Source organism: Cryptosporangium sp. NPDC048952 (genome assembly GCF_043197895.1).
Classification (GTDB): domain Bacteria; phylum Actinomycetota; class Actinomycetes; order Mycobacteriales; family Cryptosporangiaceae; genus Cryptosporangium.
Map to the genome: position 1 here is coordinate 1,307,987 of NZ_JBICTY010000003.1, position 17,007 is coordinate 1,324,993.

Here is a 17,007-nt window from a genome sequence, read left to right on the forward strand (position 1 = left end):
GGAACCCGGTGCCCATTCCGACCATCGATCCGTACCCGATGCCGACCGAGTCCGAACTGACCCCGGGCCCGGCGGCCTGGCGCCCCGACCCGGCGCGGGCGGTGCTGCTCGTGCACGACATGCAGGGGTACTTCGTCGGGTTCTTCCCGCCGGGGCGGTCGCCCACGGTGGAGCTGCTGGCGAACGTCCGCCGCCTCAAGCTAGCCGCGGCCGCCCGTGGGATCCCGGTCGTGCACAGCGCCCAGCCCGGCCGCATGTCCCGCGCCGAACGAGGCCTGCTGCACGACGTCTGGGGCGCCGGCATGGCCAACGACCCCCAGGACCGCGCCATAGTCCCCACGGTCGCCCCCACCCCCACCGACGTCCTCCTGACGCCACCCCGCCCCAGCGCCCAGCTCGAGCCCCGCGGTGGCGCGCTCACCGGGCAGCGGGGTGGGGTGCTCGTCAAGCACCGGTACAGCGCGTTTCACGGGACGTCACTGGCGGCGGATCTGGTGGGAGCGGGGCGTGACCAGCTGATCGTGTGTGGGGTGTTCGCGCACATCGGGTGCCTGCTGACCGCTGCGGACGCGTACGCGCACGACGTGCAGCCGTTCCTCGTCGCCGACGCGGTCGCGGACTTCAGCGCCGAGGAACACCGCTGGGCGCTCTGGTACGCCGCGCGTCGATGTGCGGTCACCCTCACCACCGATCAGTTGCTCGCCGCACTGGAATCGTCGGCGTAGTCACGCGCGAGCCGCGCCAACTCCACCCGTGACCTGACGCCGAGCTTCCGGAAAATCTGCCGCAGGTGGTAGTTCACGGTGTGCGGTGACCTCTCGATCCGCCGTGCGATCTGCTGATTGGTGAGCGCACACCCCACCAGCCCCACAATCCGCCGCTCCTGCTCCCCGAGCGACTCCCACCCCTCAACTCCGCCGCGCAAGCCTTCCCCGCCCGCGCCCTCCGCCGATCCCACCCGCGACCTACGCGTGCCCTCCGCACCCCGCGAACCACCGAACGGATCCCCACCCCTGCGCGCGCCAGCAGGAGCAACCCCGACCGCGCGCGCCCCGGCGGCCGTGGTTTCGGCCTTGCGCCGGCCGGCGGGCGTGGCTTCGGCCTTGCGCCGGCCGGCGGGCGTGGCCCCGGCCATGCGCGGCCCGGCGGGCGTGGCCCCGGCCTTGCGCGGCCCCGCGGCCGCGTGGGGGCGTGGTGGGGAGGATCGGGGGGTGCGCTCGTGGCGAAGGGCGGCGCGGACGGGACGGGGGAGGGACTCCTCGGCCGTCTTCCGCACCAACTCGTGCCGAAAACGCAGCGCGTCCTCGACCCCCACCACCAGCCCCGAACCGATCGCCTCGTGCACGGCCGGCACCAACGCCGCGGCGCTGCGATTCAGCAGAGCGGCGAGCTCACGCAGATCGAACCGCGCCCCGATCGTCGACGCCACCTGCACCAGATGCCGCGTCGACGGCGCCAACCCCGCGAGCGTCGCATCGAGCCGTGCCCGCGTGCGAGCGGGCAACCGCACCTCGTCCACACCGGCACACCCGGAACCCACCCGCAGCAGGCCCTCCTCTCGCAGACCGACCACCAGATCCTCGATCGCCGACGGATTCCCACCCGCGACCTCGGCAAGGCTCCGCAACTCCGCGTCCGGCACGCCCCCGACGAGCGATCCCAGCAACGCACCGACCGCCGGCCCCGACAACGGCCCCAACACCACCCGCTGCGGCCCCACCACCGCGAGCGCATCGAGTTCGCTCGTGGACGCGCCGACACGCCGGGTCAGCACGACGAGCAGCGGCACGGTCCGGGCGATCGCCTCGAGCTCGAGCCAAACCCGCGAGTGGATCCACTGCGGATGCTCACACGTCAACAGCCGCGGCCCCGCGGACACACCCGGCCCGGACGGCCCGTCGTCCCGCCCGGACGCGACGATCCGCCACATCCCACTGCCGTCGATCCAATCCGTCTCCCGCGCCGTCGCCGCACCCCGACGGTGCGCGATCCCGACGAACTCCTGCAACAGCCGGGTCTTGCCGGCGCCGCGCGCCCCCTCCACCACCGCGAGCGACAACCGACCGGCCGCCGTCCGGTCGAGCAACGATCGGAGCGCCCCCAGCTCCCGATCCCGCCCGACCAGCACCGCGGACACCCCCGCACACCGATCCCCCTGCACGGGAATCCCCTCCCCTTGCACCCTGGTTCCCGTGAGAAGTGTGCGGCCGTTCGCGCCCCTGTTCGGCGGTCGGCCTTTGGTAGACAGGGGGAGTCGAGCGACTTATCATGCTCGGCTCGTCGACGAGAGGTGGCACGGTGGGGGACAAGCCCAGGGTCGAGGTCGAGTACTGCATCCGGTGCCGCTGGTTGCCGCGCGCGGCCTGGCTCGCCCAGGAGCTGCTGACCACGTTCGAGAACGACCTGGGCGCGGTGGCGCTCGTCCCCGGCGAGGGCGGCGTCTTCACCGTCCGCGTCGACGACACGGTGGTCTGGAACCGCAAGGACGACGGCTTCCCCGAGCCCACCGCCGTCAAGCGCCGAATCCGCGACCTGGTAGCCCCCGGCCGCTCCCTGGGCCACAGCGAAGCCCCCTAGCGAGCCGAATCCCGGCCGCGCAGATGGTTGGCAGATTTCCGTCTGACGCTGCTGGTGGTTGTCACGTTACCCACGCCATGACGTGGACAGCATGACAACCACCGCGCGACGCGGACGTCCGCGCCCGTAGGTCCGTGACCGGTTTCCCGGAATGTGCGGTGAGCGATACTTGGCGCATGTTTCATGGGCGGCGGCGGAGTGCGGAAGAGCTGTATCTGGAGGGGCGGCGGCTCGATCTGCTCGGGCACGAACGGCCTGCGCTGCCGCTGTTCGAGCAGGCTGCGGAGGCCGGGTACGGGCCGGCCTGCAACGAGCTGGGCAAGCAGCGGATCCGTGCCGGTAAGACGATCGACGGGCTGCAGTGGTTACGCAAGGCGGTCGACGCCGGTGTGCCCGAAGCGGCGCTGAACCTTGCCGCCGTGCACACGCGGCGGGGGCAGTTGGCGAAGGCCGAGGAGTTCCGCGCGAAGGCCGAGCCCGGGCTCCGGGCGGCCGCTGACGACGGCGACATGACCGCTGCCCTCGCCCTCCGCCGCCTCTACCGCGACAGCGGCGAGTCCGAAAAGGCCGCCGAGGTCGTAGCCCGCGCCGAAGCCCGCGCCGGGGGCAACGCCGGTACGCAGGCCGGGGGCGGGGGCGCGCTGCGGGCTGGCGACAGCGGGGAGCCGGACTTCTGGTGTGGGCTCGGTGCATTGCTGGATGACGCCGGGCGGCCGGAGGAGGCGGAGCCGTGGTGGCGGCGGGGGGCCGAGGCTGGGCACGTCGAGTCGATGTACCTGCTCGGATTGCTGCTCCACGACCAGCGGAACGACGACGGGCTGCGCTGGCTCGAGCGGGCCGCCCGCAAGGGGAACGCGTACGCGATGGGGTCGCTGGCCCAGCTCGCGCTGGCCACGGGCGATGAACGCACGGCGGAGAAATGGCTGCGCAAGGCCGCCAAGGCCGGCTTCTCGGGTGCGATGAACAACCTCGCGGTCCTCGCCAAGGAGCGCGGTGAGCGCGCCGAGGCCGAGCGCTGGTACCAGCAGGCGGCCGAGGCCGGCGATGCGCAGGCCGAGCACGATCTGCAGGCTCTCCGGGAGGAAGCCGGCGTCTGACGAGTTCGGTGGGGCGTCGCCGGACACGCCCCACCCACCCGATCATCGACTACTTGCGAGCGGGCGAAGGACCGTGATGCCGGCGGTGGTTGCGGCAGCCACCTCGGCCAGGGCGTCGGGCCCCGAGGACAGCGGAAGCTCCCGCGTCACGAGGCGCTCCAACGGCAACCCCAGCCGGAACAACCGCGGATAGTCGTGCGCCGCCATCCCGTGACTCCCCAGAACCTGCAGCTCGAACGCGATCACCCGCTCCATCGGCACGACCGCCCGCCCGGCCACCGGCGGCAACAACCCCACCTGCACGTGCCGCCCCCGACGGCGCAGGCACCGGATCGACGCCTCGCACGCGGCCGGGTGACCCACGGCGTCCAGCGACACGTGCGCCCCGCCGTCGGTCAGCGACATGATCTCGTCCGCCGACGACGGGTCCAGCGCATGCGACGCCCCGAACGACAACGCCAACTGCCGGGCGTCCGGCGAAGGATCGGTAGCGATCACCTGGGCACCCGCGGCCACCGCGATCGCGACGGCCGACAGGCCGACACCGCCGCACCCGTGCACGGCGACGAACTCCCCGGCCCGCACCCGCGCCACGTCGGTGACCGCACGGAACGCGGTGGCGACCCGGCAGCCCAGCGCGGCCGCGTGCACCGGTGAACCGGTCACCCGCACCAGGTTGACGTCCGCGTGGTCCAGCGCCACGAACTCCGCGAACGAACCCCAGCCCGTGAACCCCGGCTGGGTCTGCGCGCGGCACACCTGCTGGTTGCCGGTGGCGCACTCCGGGCACGCGCCGCAGGCGGTGACGAACGGCGTGGTGACGACGTCACCGACCCGCCAGTTCCGCACGGACGAACCGACAGCGACGACCGTCCCGGCCAACTCGTGCCCCGGGACGTGCGGGAGCGTGATGTCGTCGTCGTGACCTTGCCAGCCGTGCCAGTCACTGCGGCAGACGCCGGTCGCATCGACCTCGACGACGACCCCGTGCGGTGCCGGGGAAGGGTCCGGTACATCCGCCACGGCCAGTGGGCCACCGAATCGCGAGAACAGAACGGCCTTCACGGCAGCGGCGCCTTGTCCGGAGCGACCCAGCCGTCGCGACCCGACGCCAGCACCTCCGGCGAGTAATAACGAAGGAGCAGATCCTTGTCGAGCAACGCCGGATTCCCCCGAATGAACGTGTCGAAGTCCGACCCCACCAGCTCCACCCACGCCCGGGTCACGGTCGCGTGGTACTTCGCTCCGCCCACGCGCCGGATCCCCTCGCTGATCAGATCAGTCGCCCCGGGAACGCCGTGGGAGCGGACGGCGAGCCAGGTCAGGTGCACGTGCTCGCGATGGCCGAACCGCGGAGCGTCCGCCATCACCTCGTCCATCAACGAAGAGAAACTCATCGGGGCACCTCCGTCAATGCGTCGAGTCCGGCGCGCAGACCGGCGAGGCTCTCGGCCGGCAGCCGGCCGAGCGTGCGCTGTTCCAGGGAGCGGATCGCGTCGGCGACGACCGCGGCCGTGGCCCGCCCCGAGGCGGTGAGTTCGATCAGGACGACCCGACGGTCGCCGGGACGCACCCCGCGGGTGATGTGGCCGCGCCGTTCCAGCCGGTCGAGAACGCTGGTCAGCGTGGTGGGTCGGGAGCCGACGTCGGCGCCGAGCTGGGACACCGTGCGGGCGCGCCCGTCGGCCAGGTTGGCGAGTGCGTTGATCTCCGAGGCGGTCAGGTCGAGGTCGACGAGTTCGGCGGCGAGAATCTGCAGGGTGGCATGGGTGGCGCGTTGCAGCGCCAGCAGCGGTGACCAAGTCACGAGATCGGACTATACGATTTCGTAGCTTCGGTGTCGAGTGTGTTCCCGCGGGGAATGACCCGGCCATCATCGCCAGGCGAAGGAGGGGCCGTGGACACGCCCAACCAGGAAATGCTCTACGCGATCCGCGAGGCCATTTCCGAGCACCAGCTCAGCTTGAACGCCTCCGGTCTCGACGCCGGCATGGGCGCCGCGCTCATCGACACCAGCCGCGCCCAGTGGCAGCAGGACCCGAACCAGATCGTCAGCCTCACCGCGGAACAGCTCGCCGCGGCCATCGCCACCGCCAAGCACCAGGGGATGGAGGAAGCGTTCGAGGCCGCCCAGCACGTGCTGTCGCCGCGCCACTAGGGTGCCCGCATGTCGGGTGCGCGCCGAACCGGTGATCTCAGGCTGCTCGCTCTGGCTCTGCCGTTCTACTGCGCGTTCCTCGCGGTGTACATCATGGCGCCGGAGGACCCCGACTACGCGGTCTCGCTCACCGCGCAGACCGCCAGATCGGTGTACCTCGGCATCCTGTTCGGTATCGCCGCGGCGGTGCGGGCATCCGACCTGCGGAGCGGGGGTGTGTCCCGTCCCGGGGGCATCCGCCGGCCCGTGACGCTCCTCGGCGCCCTATGGCCCCTGCTCGTGTTCGCGGTCGTCGCCCAGTGCGCCTTCGTCGGCGTGGTGGCGGTGGTCCGCGGCGCCGGGGTCACGGCCCCGATCCTGGCGGTCAGCCTCGTCGTCCTGCTCGCCCAGATCGTGTTCGCCGGCTGGGTCGGCCTGATGCTGTCGGGCACCCGCGCCGCGATCGTGCTCGTCGTGTTCTGGGGCCTCTGGTTCGTCCCCCGGCTCGGTCCGTTCGACGGTTGCTGCGCCGGCAACGAAACGTGGTCCCGTCCCGCCGCCGGGGCCTCCCTCGCGGTCGGCGTAGCCCTGCTCGTCGGCACGCTCGCCGCCGTCGCGCTCGCCGGGCGTCCCGCCTGGTCGGTGATCGTCGCGGTCACGGTTCCCTTCGCGGTCGCCGCCGTCACCGCACTGCTTCTTCCGGACGTCGTACGCGGCGCCGCCGCCCAGCCCCGTCCCGACGACACCCGCTGTTTCGACGGTGACGTGCGCATCTGCCTCCGGCCCGAACACGTCGACGAGTTAGCCGAGGTGGGGGCCGTGGTGGCCGAGATGAACCGCGCCTGGCGGCCGTACGGGGTGACGATGCCGGCCACGGTCAGCGAGGCCGGCGGACCCGGTCGCGTCCAGTTCCAGTACGGGCCGGAGCACTCGGCGGACCTCGTCCGGCTCACGCTCGCCGTGAACATGACCCCGTCGCCGGACGCCTGCTTCCGCAAACCGCTGCCCCCGGAACACGACCGCGCGCTGGTCGCCGCCGTCGACCACGTCACCACCTGGCTCCTGCTCACCGGCGGCGAGCCCCGCTGGTCCGCGGCGGAAGAGCTCCGCGAGGTGCTGACCGACCCCGCCAACCTCGACGCGGTCGACGACGTCACGGACCGCCCCGAGGCCGAGCAAGCTGCCTGGTACGAGACGCAACTGGCGACCATCGAGTCCTGCGGCGGCCGGGACGTGTGAGCCACCTCGAACGGCGCGCGCAATAACGTCGATATGCCTGATGCTTGAAGCGGGCGGCAGAAGGAGACGGACAGTGGACGAGCCGGGGAACAACACGGCGTGGCGGGACAAGTTCGGCGACATCTGGGTGCGCAGCGACGAAGCTGCGAAGCAGCGGTCGGAGTCACTGGGGACGCTCGAGGAGTTCCACTGGTGGTCGCTGTGCGAGAGCGAGGCGTGGGACGACCAGCTGCGGGGCAGCGTCGGGGTGGCCTCGCCGTGGTCGTCGGTGGAGATGCACGGTCCGCTGGAGGCCGCCGACAGCGACCAGGTTCAGCGGGTCGTGGATGCACTCAACCGCGAGCTGGGTTAGTCCAGGGGCGGCAGGTCGGACGCTTCGCGGGCGAGTTGGGCCAGGTGGAGCCAGTCGCTGGGGGAGAGGTATTCGAACTCGCCGCGGAGGCGGTCGGAGCGCACGTCGACGACGCGCAGCGTGGCGGCGACCGGGTGGGAGCTGAACGGGTCGATCTCGAGGAACACGTCACGGACACCCGACGGGAGGCGTAACGCGTCGGACTCGACGGTGAGGCGCGCGGAGAGTCCGCCGGGGGAGATGTCGAGGGTGGTCCCGTTGAAGCGGACGGGGCGCTGCGGACCGGGCGCCCCGGCGCCGGCGAGCGCGGGCAGCGAGACCGTGGTGCCCCGGAGCGGGACGCCCAGCGGCATCCGGTGGGCGTCGCGGCGCTGCCACGCGGGCGGAATCTTGGACATCTTGAGCGTGACGACACCTTCGTCGGCGTCGAGGGCGGCAATAGTGCGCATGACGCCGAACGGGGTGGGGATGCTGATCATGCCGCGTTGCGGCGGGGCGTCCGAGCCCATCACGAGCACCGAGATCTGCTCCTGGTCGCCGACCTCGGCCGAGGCCAGCGTCAATAACTCCACGGCCTGAGCAGGACCGGTGAGGATCAACTGGGTGCCGGCGGGCAGGGGGATGGTCATCGCGGAGCTCCTCGTGAGGGGTGTGTTCTCCACTGTCCGGCGGATTCGGGGCGTCGGCTACGGTTTGGGTGAATACGCAACTAATCTGCACCTGGGTGGCAACCGGGGTTCGTATCTCGTCGGGCCCGTACGGTAGGGTTGTCACGTCAACGCGACGGCGTCGCGGAGGCATTCGGGCTGTAGCGCAGCTTGGTAGCGCACTTGACTGGGGGTCAAGGGGTCGCAGGTTCAAATCCTGTCAGCCCGACAACGGTGAGGGTTTCCGCAGGTCAGATGACCTGAGGAAGCCCTTTTTCGTGTGCTGGGAGCTCTTCGCTCGGCCTACCACCGCCGTCTTAGATATGAGCTCGAGGTTATATTGATCTCGTGGCCTGGGATGTGATCCTTCTCGAACCAGTTGAGAGCTGGTATCTCAAACTGTGCGAAGAAGATGTCAGGACTGCAGCCTTGATAGAGCAGGCCATCGACAGGCTCGCGGAGGCTGGGCCTACGCTTGGCCGTCCGCTCGTCGACACTCTGGAACATAGTGGTCTGCGTAACCTCAAAGAGTTACGGCCCGGCAGCAGGGGCCGGTCCGAGATTCGCATGCTGTTCGTCTTCGATCCGGAACGAGCCGCGATCTTCCTCGTAGCCGGAGACAAGGCCGGGCAGTGGTCCCGGTGGTACGACGAGAACATTCCGCTGGCTGAAGCTCGCTACACCGAATACAGGGCGGCCAAGGAAAAGGACACGCGATGAGCACCGGACGCAACTGGCAAGACGTCAAGGCTGAAGCGCACCGACGCCACCCCGAGCTGGCCAGTCCTGAGCGTCAGGCGCGGGCCCGTGACGAGACAGACGCCTACATCGCCGGTCACCACCTCAGGGAGCTCCGCAGAGCCATCGGCAAGACCCAGGCCGAGATTGCCGACATCCTCGGCGTCTCACAATCTCGCATCTCCCAGATCGAGAACGGCGATCTGAAGGCCATGGAGTTGGAGACTCTGCGCGCCTATGCGGCGGCCCTCGGCGGCCACTTGGACATCACTGTCAGTGTGGGTCCGCACTCGGTCAAAGTGGCCTAGCCACGATGGCCGCGATCCGATGATTTTCCGGGCCGCAGTATCGGTCGCCGAACTTCGGGTCGCTGGCAGAGCCGCGCCGAAGCGAGTACTTGACTGGGGGTCAAGGGGTCGCAGGTTCAAATCCTGTCAGCCCGACAACGGTGAGGGTTTCCTCAGGTCAGATGACCTGAGGAAGCCCTTTTTCGTGTCTGTGGAAGTTCGGCGAGGTCGAGCACGCCGCTGTGGGACCCCTTTACTCGACGGGTTTCGAATCGATGACTTTGCTGAATCTGAGCGCTCTGACGGCCGGTCTGACGCCGGCCTGGAGCAGCTACGTCCGGGACTGGGACCGCTCGCTGCGCGCGGCGAACCGGCCCGAGACCACCCGTTACAACTACCTGCTGGCCGCGGCTCAGCTCGCCCGGTATCTGGGCGAGCATTCTCCGGATCCGGATGCCGACGAGGCTGCGGCTGATCCGGTGTCGGTCACCCGGGCGCACGTGGAGGCGTTCCAGGGCTGGATGATCGAGACGCGGTCGGCGGGGACCGCGCGTTGAACAAGCGCAAGTGTTTGAAGCAGTTCTTCAACTGGCTGCAGCTGGATGAAGAGGCGATCGATCGGTCGCCGATGCGGCGGGTCCGGGAGCCCTCGACGCCGACGAAGTTGGTGCCGGTGCTGGGCGATGACGACACCGCGAAGCTGCTCGAAGCCTGCCGCGGGCGGAGCTTCCTGGCGCTGCGGGACACGGCGCTGATCCGGCTGTACCGGTCGACCGGGGCGCGGTTGTCGGAGATCGGCAACCTGATGCTCGACGATCTGGATCTGAGCAACGAGTCGGTGCATCTGCACGGCAAAGGCGCGAAGGATCGGCGCGTGCGGTTCGGGCCGAAGACCGCTCGGCCGCTCTCGCGGCATCTGCGGGCCCGGGCCACGCATCCGGGCGCTGAGCTGCCGGCGTTGTGGCTGGCGGAGCGGGGTGGTCGGGCGCTGCTGCCGAACGGCATCAAGATCCGGCTGCGCCGGTTCGGTGAGTCGGCAGGAGTCACGCATGTGCACGCGCACCGGTGGCGACACAGTTTCGCGCACGAGTGGAAGCTGGCCGGCGGCGATACCGGGGACTTGATGGTGCTGCTGAGCTGGGCATCGGATGACGCCGCGGCACTACGGAGCGAGCGCGGCGGCTGAGCGGGCGCTGCAGACGCAGCGGCGATTGGGTATCGGCGAGCACGTCTGACTCAGCGAGACGCGGCCGTCGGGCAACAGGAGTTGCCCGGCGGCCGCGTCGCGTCATGTGGATGCGTCGTTCATGGGCTGAAGACCAGCAAGTCGATGTGGACCGCGGTTTGCTCGTCGGCGACGTGGTTGCGGGTCTTCTTGGCGTCGGTTTGGGTTGTGTAGTAGTGGTACTGGTCGCGGTGACCCGGTGCGCTGATCGCGACTATTTGCAGGATGTGGGCGAGCCCGGCAGTGTCTGCGGCTGCGCGGAGGACCTGTTCGTGGTGGGCGAAGGCGTGTGCATTAGGGGCTGAGCGGACGATGGCGATGATGCAGGCTTCGCGCGCGAGGAGTGAGCGGCAGGCGGTGAAGAGGTCGTCGATGCCGGCGTGGTCCTGGGGGCGGGGCCAGCGGAGACTGACCAGGCTGATCGGTGGGGCTACGTGCGCGAAGGCGGCGAGGTCGGCGCTCGCGGTGATCGGCAGGTAGCTGCGGTCGGCTGTGGTGGCCGCGTCGCGCAGGCCGGCGTCGTCGTCGAAGTCGAGGATGGCTTCGCCGCGGCGGGTGTAGATGTCGACGAGCCGTTCGGCCAGTCGCGGACCGATGTGGTCTGAGTCGGCTGCGTCGTCGTTGAGTCGCCAGACGGCGATGGGCACGACGTGGTCGCGTTCAATTGAGTCGTGGCGTGGCACTCCGAAGGCTGAGTGGGGCGCGGGTTGTGGGGTGTCGTCCGGAGTGCGCATCGGGAGTGGCTCCCGCGCTGAGGTGGCCGTGTTCACGTGAACGAAGGCCTGCGGGGGAGCGGATACCGGCGCGGCGGGTGCGCGTTGGTCGCCAACAGCGTCAGTCTTGCGCCCAACAAAGCGGGTAGGACGGCGGTCGCGCCTGAGTCGTCGTCGCGACTGCGGGTCGTGCCCGCTCCACGGGCCAGCTCATCACCGCGCCGCAGCCGCCGCAGTTCTCGTACACGCCGCCGCTCGCTCCGCTGCCTGGGTCGGGGCGGTCGGTATGGTGACGGATTCTCTGCGCGGCCGTGGTTCTGGGTGTCGTCGTCTTGGTTGGTGCGACGCTCGTCGGTACGCGTCGGGTGCAGGTCCGGTTCGCTGCGCCTGCCGGACTCATATCTTCGGCGGCGGCTACCGACGAGGCCGTGACCGAGTCGTCGCCGTCGAAGGAACTAGGCCTGGCAGGCGCGCACGGGTGCGAGATCATCCGCTTCTGCCGAGGAGAGTGCATCATCGATAAACTGGCTAAATGAACATCTCTGCTTACGGGCCACGACATCCATAAGCCGCAAATCAGCCGAACCGTCGATATTCCGAGAAAGGAAGCTCCCGCACTTAATAGATTCCGAGCGAAGTCTTCATTGGAGCGTTTACATAACAGTCCATGTACGACGCGTCGACGCCATCCGAAACTAGCTCGCTCCCTTCCCGATCGGCTGACGGACAAGAGGCTTGGAATTCGCGAGACCGCCAACCCACCGCGCTATTCCGGCCGTCGCCGACGCTGTACCTCCTTGAGTCGTCTGACACGACCCGGCGGGCTGAGGTCGCAGACCCTAGGAGGCCGGGACGGGCTCAACCTCAACTCCGATGACGGAATCCGCCTCCGGGTTTCGACGGGGAGCCGGTCTCCCGCAACGACTTGTCATCCGACTGGCAGCGGTTGATACGCTGCCAGGCCGTGAACGACCTCGAACTCGACAAGATCCGCTCAATCTACGACGCCGTGGCCGCCAGTTACGCAGCGCTTGTCGTCGACGACCTGCCCCGGCAACCGGTCGAACGCAGCCTCCTGACGCTGTTCGCGGAGCTGGCATCTGGGCGTACCGCCGATGTGGGCAGCGGACCGGGCCAAATCGCCGCCTTCCTGCACGAACAGGGCTTGGACGTCTACGGAGTCGACCTGTCGCCCCGCATGGTCGCCCAAGCCCGAGCCGCCTATCCCCACCTACACTTCGAAGTCGGTTCGATGACTCGGCTCTCCGAACCGGACGGCAGTCTCGACGGCCTCAATGCCTGGTTCTCCATCATCCATATCCCCGACGGGGACCTACCCAACGTGCTGGCCGAGTTCCGCCGGGTGCTGGCTCCGAGCGCCCCACTGATGCTCACCTTCCAGGTGGGCGACGCTCCCAAACACTTCACCCAGGCGTGGGGCCACGACATCGACATGACCATCCACCGCCGCCGTCCCGAGACGGTCGCGGACATGCTGACCGCCGCAGGCCTCCACGTCTTCATGACAACAGTCTTCGAGCCAGTCGGCACACCGCCGGGGAGCCAAGCGGCAACCCTCATCGCCCGCTAACGATCCACCCACGCCACCGGTCCGCTCTTCTTTGAGGCTCTCGGGACGAACTCGAGCAGGACCCGCACCCCGCCGTCGATGGCGTCGCCGCGTGAACCGGGGCCCCACCGTTGTGGTCACCCGCAATTACGAAGCTCCGAGGCCCGCTAGCCTTCGCCGTGACTCGCTTTCGATCACCTCCACCGAGACCATGCTCTGCCGTCCGAATCGGTCGACGATCGGCTGCCGATTCCTCCGGATCATGGTGTGACTTCCGCACCTTGATCCACCGGATCCCCGCCAGTGAATCCCCGGGAATCCGTTCGACCGAACTACCCACTGACCGAGTCGCCGCAGGCTGAGACCTCTTGCAGATGGCAACTCACTCTCTTGCCGCGAATCTAGCGGGTCGTCGTGATCTGAGTAGCCGGCGCAAGGCCGAGGGCAGGCGTCAGGGCCTGACGGCGACGCTGGCGCTAATCAGGCAGAAGGGATGACCGGAGGGGTCCAGCAGGACCACGTAACTGGGATCGTCCTCGTCCTGGAAATCCGCGAACCGCGCTCCGAGGCGCTGAGCCTTGCTGATCGCCTCGACGAGATCTCCGACGACGAAATCGAAGTGATGCTGCATCGGCACCTCCATCGACGGCCACGTCGGTGCCCGGTGTTCCTCTGCCCGATGGAAGTTCAACCGCAGTCCGCCGGCTTCGACACCGACCCAGTCGGGCTTTCGGTGGGTGACTCGTCCGCCCATCAACCCGAGATAGAACGCCGCCATCGCCTCCGGGTCCGCGCACTCGATCGACTGCGCGCACCACTGGACGATCGGCGTCGGCTCCGTCATGGCCAGCATGCTGGCAGATTGCGTCGTCCTCGCCAAATAAGTGAGTCACCAAGACTATCCTGACCGACCGAACGCACGCTCATGCCGCCGATCGTGTGTGGAGGCTGCGCGTCCGCGTCGGGTCGTAGTGCTTCGCGCAAACTGCCAGGAAGCCGTTGGTTGCAGGCGGCGAAGGCCGACATTGTTCTGGCAGTCCGCGTCGATGGGCGCGCGGTTCTAGCGCTGGGGTCCTGCGTGGGGCGGTCGCTGACGACCGGACGTGACGCGGCCCGGGGCGCGTGACGCGCTCCGGGCCGGCGGCTGGATGGTTCAGCTGCAGGGGTTGTAGTCCCAGCAGTCGTTGTAGCGCTTCTTGTGGTGGCGACGACGGCGGGGCTTGCACTCCTCGTAGGAGTAGTCGTTGCAGTTGTCGTACGAGTAGTCGTAGCAGCCGCTCATGTCGTCCAACCTCCGGAAGTTTTCGGTTCGCGGGGTGTGTCCCCGTCCTGGAACCAGGTTCCCGCGAAGCGACGCCCTGCTCGTTCGCCGGTCTGACGCCACGAGCGTTCGGTTCGCAACACTCACTCATGCCGCGGCCCGGGCGTCTCCGTCGCACAGTGAGCATCTACGGCTCGCGGTCATCGTCCGAGGGCCGTTCGTTCTCCGGTCCGGGCAGGTAGGGGAATCCGATTCCTGGCGGCAATGTGCCATCCTCGCCGTGCAGATGCCGGCTCAAGGCGCCGGGATCCGGGTCCTCGTCGGTGGCGTAGTCCTCCCAGCGGAAGGCTGTGGAGCCGAAGCGCTCCGCCGTGAATAGCCACTCGCGGGCCTGACCCTGCAGGAGCCGGATCTCTCCTCGGAGACCTCCGACATGCTCGAGCAAGTCCCGATCGCCGCGAGGGCGGATCGCCGGCGCGCGTTCGTCGACGAGGTCCTGAATCCGCCTGGCGGATGTCCACAGGGCGTTAGCGCACCATAGCGCGGCCGCTGCAGCCTCCGTTCGCGGAACGTATTTCGCAAGCAGGCGAACGACTTCGGCCTCGGGCTCCGGCATGCCGTGACGGTAGTCGCCGAAGGTTGCAAGGACCGCTCTTAGCATCGCCGCGCACTCTTCTGCCGCATTGCGCCGGACCGATCTCGGTTGACGTTGTCGGCAGGGTGGTCGTATGCGTCCGTTCGGTGAGCTAGTCGATGAGGCTGTCGCGGCCGACGTAGCGGGGTGGAGCTTCGACTGGCTGGACGGCCGCGCCACCGAGCAGCGGCCGCCCTGGGGGTATTCGCAGCAGCTCGCCGCGCGCCTCGGCCGTGCCGCTGCGGCCTTGGACATCGATACCGGCGGTGGCGAGATCATCGCGCAAATGTCGCTGCTGCCATCGAGGATGGTCGTCACGGAGACTTGGCCACCGAACATCGAACGCGCTCGCCGTGGCTTGTCCGGCCGCCCGGTGGACGTGGTTGCCGTCCAGCAGGAAGAACCGTTGCCGTTCGCGGACGCGAGCTTCGACCTGGTGTGCAGCCGCCATCCGGTGAGCCCTCACTGGGCTGAGATCGCCCGCGTGCTGACTGACGACGGTACGTACTTCGCTCAGCACGTTGGGCCGGCGTCGGCGTTCGAGCTGATCGAGTGGTTCCTCGGCCCACTGCCGCGGGAACGGCTAGACCGCGATCCCGACCGGGAGACCGCAGCGGCTCGGGCCGCGGAACTACGGATCATGCAATTACGCAGCGCCCGCTGTCGGATGGAATTCTTCGATGTCGGCGCCGTCGTCTACATCCTGCGCAAATGCGTGTGGTGGGTGCCCGACTTCACCGTCGATCGTTACCGGGGCGCCCTCCAACGGCTTGATACCCACATCCGCGAACACGGCATGTTCGTCGCCCACTCCACCCGGACCCTCATCGGAGCTCGACGTTCTCCCCGCTGAGCGGCATCCGCTCTTGCCGCGGAGCGGTCGTACTCCTCCTGCCGCGCTGAAGCCTTACGGCATTGTTTGGCGGCTCCTCGAAGTTCTCTACCCCGCCGGGCGCCGCAAAACGACTGTGGCCTGCCGTTATCCCACTTTCCAGGCGGCCGCGACCGTGGTGCCCTGGTTGTCGGTCTCGCTGCCGATGACGTAGCCGGTGTCGGTGATTTTCGTGGCCCCCGACGACGTCGCGCCCGGCGTCATGTCAGTGAAAGCGCCTCTCCACCACACAAACGCATGTCCGGAGGTACCGACGATCTGCCCGTGGCTGTTGATCGAGGTGGCGACGGCCGTGGTTCCGCCGAGCGTCCCGAGGTCGGTGAGCCTGCCGGACGTCCAGAGCGCCGCATGGGTGGAGCCGTTGGCCGCACGCACCGATCCGACGACCTGACCGATCTCGTTCACGGCGTTCGCGGTACCGATCCCCGGAAGGCTGGTCAGGCGTCCGTTGCGCCAGCTGAAAGGCCGGCCGACGCCGAGGACGGTACGCGTTCCGACCACTTCACCGCGCTCGCTCATCGCACCGATCCTCGAGATCCCGGTGCCGATCGTCGTGAGCCGGCCCGCCGACCACACCTTGGCCGTCGCGATGCCCCCGCCGGCCCGCCGGAAGAGCGAGACGACCTGGCCGCGCGTGTTGAGGAAGGCTCGGATCTCCCCGTTCGACTGGGGCGCCGCTTCCTGGCCGGTCGGGGTCACCGCCGTGAACGTGCCCTGGAACCAGATGCTCAGATGGTAGCCGCCGGTCAGCCCGGTCTGGTTCTCGTCGCGCCAGGCGATCAGAGCCTGCCCGCGCTCGTTCAGATCCAGAACCTGGCTGCCGACGGAGTTCGGTGGCGCCACTCTCGTCGTCGTGTCCCCGCTGCGGACGTAAGCGTCCCCACCGTCCACGACCATGCCGATGTCGCCGGCCAGGTTCACGGCCGTGGCCTGGCCGGCGAACGCGCTCAACGGGGTCACATCGATGGCTGTCCCGTCCTGCCAGCTGACCGGCCGCAGGGTGGGCACGCCGCCGGAGGTGTAGCCCGGCGACGAGCCGACGATCACCCCAGCGGCGTTGACGTCGAGGGCCTGCTTGAGCTGATTCGGCACGTCGGCCAGCGATGGAAGGGCGATCGGTGTGACCGTCACGGCCGCAGAAGCAGCCTGCGCCGGCAGCAACGCTGCGCCCACTAACAGAATCAGCAACGAAAGACGACGCACGTCAGCCTCCCCGGTCTCCCGGCGCCTCCTTGCGCCGGAGCGATCACACGATCGCAGCCACCGCGGCCCCCTGCGGCGGAAACCGATATTTGTCGACGCCAACTAAGACGGCGTCGACTGTGCGCGAACCTCGGTGAGGACGCCCTCCACCTCGGCCCGGACACAGGTAGATCACCTCCAGGCGGCGAGCGACGCGGCAGCTACTAGATGCCTTCCCGGGCGTCCTTGCTGGCGGGTCAGCTCGATTAGCGGCCAGCCGGCCTTCCAGCCGTGCGCGGTCCCGGGAACCGTCATACGCGCGCCGAACACCGTTGTCACCGTCCAGCTAGACGACGAGGTGCTCTCCGCCGTCGAAGAGTGCACGTCCGAAATAGGCGTCACTGGTACCGACGCCCGGGCCGAAGTGATCCGGTTCATGCTCACCTACGCGGCAGC

22 protein-coding genes and 1 tRNA gene are annotated in these 17,007 nt (G+C 68.9%); 13 read left to right on the forward strand and 10 right to left on the reverse strand.

What is annotated here, in order from left to right:
- Nucleotides 1-8 precede the first annotated feature (8 nt).
- Nucleotides 9-725 (forward strand): isochorismatase family protein, encoded by a 717-nt coding sequence (locus ACGFY5_RS22155; protein WP_392722365.1) that lies wholly within the window; start codon nucleotides 9-11, stop codon nucleotides 723-725.
- Here ACGFY5_RS22155 and ACGFY5_RS22160 read toward each other — a convergent pair.
- Nucleotides 692-2,161 (reverse strand): BREX system ATP-binding domain-containing protein, encoded by a 1,470-nt coding sequence (locus ACGFY5_RS22160; protein WP_392722366.1) that lies wholly within the window; start codon nucleotides 2,159-2,161, stop codon nucleotides 692-694. The genes ACGFY5_RS22155 and ACGFY5_RS22160 overlap by 34 nt on opposite strands.
- A 107-nt stretch (nucleotides 2,162-2,268) precedes the next feature.
- Between ACGFY5_RS22160 and ACGFY5_RS22165 the strand changes: the two genes are divergently transcribed.
- Both ACGFY5_RS22165 and ACGFY5_RS22170 read left to right on the forward strand, forming a co-directional pair.
- Nucleotides 2,269-2,577: a SelT/SelW/SelH family protein gene (locus ACGFY5_RS22165; RefSeq protein WP_392722367.1), complete on the forward strand. Its 309-nt coding sequence runs from the start codon at nucleotides 2,269-2,271 to the stop codon at nucleotides 2,575-2,577.
- 176 nt (nucleotides 2,578-2,753) lie between these two features.
- Nucleotides 2,754-3,674: a tetratricopeptide repeat protein gene (locus ACGFY5_RS22170; RefSeq protein ID WP_392722368.1), complete on the forward strand. Its 921-nt coding sequence runs from the start codon at nucleotides 2,754-2,756 to the stop codon at nucleotides 3,672-3,674.
- A 42-nt stretch (nucleotides 3,675-3,716) separates the two neighbouring features.
- Here the strand turns inward: ACGFY5_RS22170 and ACGFY5_RS22175 are convergent, their stop codons facing one another.
- Genes ACGFY5_RS22175 through ACGFY5_RS22185 form a run of 3 tightly spaced genes read right to left on the reverse strand, consistent with a single transcriptional unit; the run spans nucleotide 3,717 to nucleotide 5,481 of the window.
- Complete coding sequence (locus ACGFY5_RS22175; RefSeq protein WP_392722369.1) at nucleotides 3,717-4,739, reverse strand: zinc-binding dehydrogenase; 1,023 nt, start codon at nucleotides 4,737-4,739, stop codon at nucleotides 3,717-3,719.
- Entirely contained in the window at nucleotides 4,736-5,071 is a 336-nt protein-coding gene (locus ACGFY5_RS22180) for a hypothetical protein (RefSeq protein WP_392722370.1), read from the reverse strand. The genes ACGFY5_RS22175 and ACGFY5_RS22180 overlap by 4 nt, the downstream gene beginning before the upstream one ends.
- Nucleotides 5,068-5,481 carry a MarR family winged helix-turn-helix transcriptional regulator gene (locus ACGFY5_RS22185; protein ID WP_392722371.1) on the reverse strand — a complete coding sequence of 138 codons (414 nt, stop codon included), beginning with the start codon at nucleotides 5,479-5,481 and terminating at the stop codon, nucleotides 5,068-5,070. Before ACGFY5_RS22185 ends, ACGFY5_RS22180 begins: the two co-directional genes overlap by 4 nt.
- Before the next feature lie 90 nt (nucleotides 5,482-5,571).
- Here ACGFY5_RS22185 and ACGFY5_RS22190 point away from each other — a divergent pair, with 90 nt between their 5' ends.
- The 3 genes from ACGFY5_RS22190 (at nucleotide 5,572) to ACGFY5_RS22200 (ending at nucleotide 7,402) form a co-directional block, all read left to right on the forward strand.
- Nucleotides 5,572-5,832 carry a hypothetical protein gene (locus ACGFY5_RS22190; RefSeq protein ID WP_392722372.1) on the forward strand — a complete coding sequence of 87 codons (261 nt, stop codon included), beginning with the start codon at nucleotides 5,572-5,574 and terminating at the stop codon, nucleotides 5,830-5,832.
- Nucleotides 5,833-5,841: 9 nt separating this feature from the next.
- A complete protein-coding gene (locus ACGFY5_RS22195; RefSeq protein ID WP_392722374.1) occupies nucleotides 5,842-7,050 on the forward strand; it encodes a hypothetical protein in 1,209 nt (402 codons plus the stop codon).
- Nucleotides 7,051-7,123: 73 nt separating this feature from the next.
- The gene (locus ACGFY5_RS22200) at nucleotides 7,124-7,402 is read left to right on the forward strand and encodes a hypothetical protein (protein ID WP_392722375.1); all 279 of its coding nucleotides are present in this window, start codon (nucleotides 7,124-7,126) and stop codon (nucleotides 7,400-7,402) included.
- Here the strand turns inward: ACGFY5_RS22200 and ACGFY5_RS22205 are convergent.
- Nucleotides 7,399-8,031 (reverse strand): PilZ domain-containing protein, encoded by a 633-nt coding sequence (locus ACGFY5_RS22205; protein ID WP_392722378.1) that lies wholly within the window; start codon nucleotides 8,029-8,031, stop codon nucleotides 7,399-7,401. The two genes, ACGFY5_RS22200 and ACGFY5_RS22205, sit on opposite strands and share 4 nt — an antisense overlap.
- A 173-nt stretch (nucleotides 8,032-8,204) precedes the next feature.
- Here ACGFY5_RS22205 and ACGFY5_RS22210 point away from each other — a divergent pair.
- The 5 genes from ACGFY5_RS22210 to ACGFY5_RS22230 all read left to right on the forward strand — a co-directional run bounded on the left by ACGFY5_RS22210 (nucleotide 8,205) and on the right by ACGFY5_RS22230 (nucleotide 10,260).
- A tRNA-Pro gene (locus tag ACGFY5_RS22210) sits at nucleotides 8,205-8,278 on the forward strand.
- A gap of 119 nt (nucleotides 8,279-8,397) precedes the next feature.
- Nucleotides 8,398-8,769, forward strand: coding sequence for a type II toxin-antitoxin system RelE/ParE family toxin (locus ACGFY5_RS22215; protein ID WP_392722379.1), 372 nt, complete (start codon nucleotides 8,398-8,400; stop codon nucleotides 8,767-8,769).
- Nucleotides 8,766-9,095, forward strand: coding sequence for a helix-turn-helix domain-containing protein (locus ACGFY5_RS22220; RefSeq protein WP_392722382.1), 330 nt, complete (start codon nucleotides 8,766-8,768; stop codon nucleotides 9,093-9,095). The genes ACGFY5_RS22215 and ACGFY5_RS22220 overlap by 4 nt, the downstream gene beginning before the upstream one ends.
- Before the next feature lie 254 nt (nucleotides 9,096-9,349).
- A complete protein-coding gene (locus tag ACGFY5_RS22225; protein ID WP_392722384.1) occupies nucleotides 9,350-9,631 on the forward strand; it encodes a hypothetical protein in 282 nt (93 codons plus the stop codon).
- Nucleotides 9,628-10,260, forward strand: coding sequence for a tyrosine-type recombinase/integrase (locus ACGFY5_RS22230; protein WP_392722386.1), 633 nt, complete (start codon nucleotides 9,628-9,630; stop codon nucleotides 10,258-10,260). Before ACGFY5_RS22225 ends, ACGFY5_RS22230 begins: the two co-directional genes overlap by 4 nt.
- A gap of 119 nt (nucleotides 10,261-10,379) precedes the next feature.
- Here ACGFY5_RS22230 and ACGFY5_RS22235 read toward each other — a convergent pair whose 3' ends face one another.
- Entirely contained in the window at nucleotides 10,380-10,946 is a 567-nt protein-coding gene (locus tag ACGFY5_RS22235; RefSeq protein ID WP_392722387.1) for a hypothetical protein, read from the reverse strand.
- A 1,030-nt stretch (nucleotides 10,947-11,976) separates the two neighbouring features.
- On the opposite strand from ACGFY5_RS22235, the gene ACGFY5_RS22240 reads away from it, so the two are divergent.
- Nucleotides 11,977-12,603 (forward strand): class I SAM-dependent DNA methyltransferase, encoded by a 627-nt coding sequence (locus ACGFY5_RS22240; protein ID WP_392722388.1) that lies wholly within the window; start codon nucleotides 11,977-11,979, stop codon nucleotides 12,601-12,603.
- Between the two features lie 430 nt (nucleotides 12,604-13,033).
- Here ACGFY5_RS22240 and ACGFY5_RS22245 read toward each other — a convergent pair whose 3' ends face one another.
- From ACGFY5_RS22245 to ACGFY5_RS22255, 3 genes are all read right to left on the reverse strand, one after another.
- The gene (locus ACGFY5_RS22245; RefSeq protein WP_392722390.1) at nucleotides 13,034-13,426 is read right to left on the reverse strand and encodes a VOC family protein; all 393 of its coding nucleotides are present in this window, start codon (nucleotides 13,424-13,426) and stop codon (nucleotides 13,034-13,036) included.
- Between the two features lie 309 nt (nucleotides 13,427-13,735).
- Nucleotides 13,736-13,864 (reverse strand): hypothetical protein, encoded by a 129-nt coding sequence (locus ACGFY5_RS22250; protein ID WP_392722392.1) that lies wholly within the window; start codon nucleotides 13,862-13,864, stop codon nucleotides 13,736-13,738.
- A gap of 166 nt (nucleotides 13,865-14,030) precedes the next feature.
- Nucleotides 14,031-14,459, reverse strand: coding sequence for a hypothetical protein (locus tag ACGFY5_RS22255; RefSeq protein ID WP_392722394.1), 429 nt, complete (start codon nucleotides 14,457-14,459; stop codon nucleotides 14,031-14,033).
- Between the two features lie 112 nt (nucleotides 14,460-14,571).
- Here ACGFY5_RS22255 and ACGFY5_RS22260 point away from each other — a divergent pair, with 112 nt between their 5' ends.
- Complete coding sequence (locus tag ACGFY5_RS22260; RefSeq protein ID WP_392722396.1) at nucleotides 14,572-15,330, forward strand: methyltransferase domain-containing protein; 759 nt, start codon at nucleotides 14,572-14,574, stop codon at nucleotides 15,328-15,330.
- 126 nt (nucleotides 15,331-15,456) lie between these two features.
- Here ACGFY5_RS22260 and ACGFY5_RS22265 read toward each other — a convergent pair whose 3' ends face one another.
- Nucleotides 15,457-16,572, reverse strand: coding sequence for a hypothetical protein (locus tag ACGFY5_RS22265; RefSeq protein ID WP_392722398.1), 1,116 nt, complete (start codon nucleotides 16,570-16,572; stop codon nucleotides 15,457-15,459).
- Nucleotides 16,573-17,007: the final 435 nt, after the last annotated feature.

Coding starts and splice junctions, on each gene's coding strand:
- ACGFY5_RS22165 (WP_392722367.1), top strand. CDS start 2,269: ATGCTCGGCTCGTCGACGAGAGGTGGCACGGTGGGGGACAAGCCCAGG.
- ACGFY5_RS22170 (WP_392722368.1), top strand. CDS start 2,754: ATGTTTCATGGGCGGCGGCGGAGTGCGGAAGAGCTGTATCTGGAGGGG.
- ACGFY5_RS22180 (WP_392722370.1), bottom strand. CDS start 5,071: ATGAGTTTCTCTTCGTTGATGGACGAGGTGATGGCGGACGCTCCGCGG.
- ACGFY5_RS22195 (WP_392722374.1), top strand. CDS start 5,842: ATGTCGGGTGCGCGCCGAACCGGTGATCTCAGGCTGCTCGCTCTGGCT.
- ACGFY5_RS22205 (WP_392722378.1), bottom strand. CDS start 8,031: ATGACCATCCCCCTGCCCGCCGGCACCCAGTTGATCCTCACCGGTCCT.
- ACGFY5_RS22220 (WP_392722382.1), top strand. CDS start 8,766: ATGAGCACCGGACGCAACTGGCAAGACGTCAAGGCTGAAGCGCACCGA.
- ACGFY5_RS22225 (WP_392722384.1), top strand. CDS start 9,350: ATGACTTTGCTGAATCTGAGCGCTCTGACGGCCGGTCTGACGCCGGCC.
- ACGFY5_RS22245 (WP_392722390.1), bottom strand. CDS start 13,426: ATGACGGAGCCGACGCCGATCGTCCAGTGGTGCGCGCAGTCGATCGAG.
- ACGFY5_RS22250 (WP_392722392.1), bottom strand. CDS start 13,864: ATGAGCGGCTGCTACGACTACTCGTACGACAACTGCAACGACTACTCC.
- ACGFY5_RS22255 (WP_392722394.1), bottom strand. CDS start 14,459: ATGCCGGAGCCCGAGGCCGAAGTCGTTCGCCTGCTTGCGAAATACGTT.
- ACGFY5_RS22260 (WP_392722396.1), top strand. CDS start 14,572: ATGCGTCCGTTCGGTGAGCTAGTCGATGAGGCTGTCGCGGCCGACGTA.